The sequence below is a fragment of the Microcystis wesenbergii FACHB-1317 genome, assembly GCF_014696875.1.
In the GTDB taxonomy this organism is placed as follows: Bacteria; Cyanobacteriota; Cyanobacteriia; order Cyanobacteriales; family Microcystaceae; genus Microcystis; species Microcystis wesenbergii_A.
In genome coordinates this window covers 1-1,973 of record NZ_JACJQV010000019.1, presented here as the reverse complement: position 1 = coordinate 1,973, position 1,973 = coordinate 1, and the positions used below count along the sequence as shown (strand labels likewise).

The window sequence follows — 1,973 nt, the reverse complement described above, 5'->3', positions numbered from 1 at the left end:
TCTTCATAAGTTTTATACCCGGGACTACCCCTTCTTTCTACTTTAATAATTCGGCGCAGATTTTCCAACCCTTGTCTTTCATTTTTCCTCACTTTAAAAACTTCTATTTTTCTGGATATTTTTCGACCATGACTATTGTCTTGTTCAAGAAAACAACTTTCTGGCTTTGAGGAATTACTCAGGTCTTGTATTCGCTGATAAAGATTTTTCTGATTTCCTTTAACTGTGATAACATAATCATTTTTAGTCTTGGCTATTAAGCTGATTGTTTTCTTCTGACAGTGTAAAGCATCGCCAGTAAAAACTTTATTTTGGAGAGTGCAATCTTCAATTATAGCTTGACCTTCGTCGATTTCAGACCCTTTTTTGTTTTCGATTCTTTTTAAGTGTAATACCAAGCCACTTTCTTGACTAAACAATGAGATAAACATGATAAAATTTTGTTGTTCATTGTTAGGATTTTTTCGGGTGTTTTTGAGACTTTTTCCATCTATGTCTAGCCAATTTATATCATCTCTTTGTCCATATTCTTGTAATGCCCATTCATTAAACATTTTTAACAAAATCTGCCATTCAACTCCCATCATTACCCTTCTAATTGTTGAAGAGGATGGGACTCTTTCTGGAATTATGTTAAATTCTTGACTGAGCCTGTGCCGATTATTTTTAGCAAACTCTCCTAGCTCTCTATAACCTGAGTATCCTAGCATTGTTCCCAGTATTATTACTACTAATACTATCCATAAAGGGTGTCTTTTTCCTTGATCTTTCCGAAAGTCCTTGACTTGTTTCAGTTTTTCTATTAAGCTCAACATATATTTGAAAAGTTGCCGGTCACTCCTCATTTTACCTGACAGTGATCGCTTTTACTTTTGATATTCTGATGGGAGAATGAAACAGCCCTACCCTTGATAAGGGGGATGCTGATCCCCCCTTAATCGCCCCTTAATCGCCCCTTGATAAGCTATCCATTAGTCACATCTTTCTTAACATAAAATTTGACAAAAAGAGAAAAGTGTGCAAGATGGCTCAAGGGGGTTCTATGGGGGGACTAATTTGATGAGATAGTTTCCAAGTCTGGCTGATATCATGTAACCTTCGCAGTCCCAACCAAATAGTTTTAACACCAGGTTCACCGTCGCCTTTTCTACCTAAAAAACCCCCAAGAGAAGCAATCATTCTGACCGCTTCCGGCCAAGGAGGGCGGCTTTTCAGGTGGCGGACCCTTTTTCTGAATAGTGGCACACAAAGATTGCCATTCATGTTCTTCCAAAAAACTTTCACAACTCTCCTCTCCGTGTAAGCGTGCTTGATAGGTTAACCAGAGTAATCTCCAAGCTACAATTGAATAGGTAGCTAAAGCCATCTCAATTCTCCGACCCGTTTCTAATTGCAGTTTTTCTAATCCACAACCACTTTTTAAAACAAAATGATAGCGTTCTATCAACCAGCGATAACTATACCAGCGCACACAGGTTATCGCCGATTCAAAGCTACTAATGTCTAGGCTAGTTAAGAGGAGCCAACTGATAGGATTAACTCCAGGATGAGGATTTTCTTCTTCAGCTAAAATTACCGGTAATTTGACCGGTTGACGAGGGTTCGCTTTCGAGTGATGCTTAGGTACTTGTATTTCAAAACTGGCCAATCTAACTGTTAGTTTAGCTAGTCTAGCCTCGTGATTAGGATTGCGTTTTACTTGCACATCTAGGCTACCACAGGCTTTTATTTCTCTGATGGATTGATGTAAATATTTAGTCTCTGGATGCCCTGAGCTTTGCTTATCTTCGAGATAGTTAACTTTTCGGTTATGAGTTCCTCGAATTAATATAGCAATTCTTGGAGCTATGAGGTACAATAGAAAGCAAATAGACAAATAATAGAACTTACCAGCTTCCTATGAGACCCTATTCCGTAGATTTTCGCCAAAAAATTATCGATGTCTGGAAGAAAGAAAAAATTTCCATTCGAGG

At 38.2% G+C, this 1,973-nt stretch carries 1 protein-coding gene and 1 pseudogene; both read right to left on the bottom strand.

What is annotated here, in order from left to right:
* The coding region (locus H6F92_RS00315; RefSeq protein WP_190356393.1) for an ISAs1 family transposase at positions 1-815 on the bottom strand (815 nt) is incomplete at its 3' end.
* A 214-nt stretch (positions 816-1,029) separates the two neighbouring features.
* A pseudogene (locus H6F92_RS00310) lies at positions 1,030-1,834 on the bottom strand (IS4 family transposase); the annotation flags it as partial.
* Between the last annotated feature and the right edge of the window lie 139 nt (positions 1,835-1,973).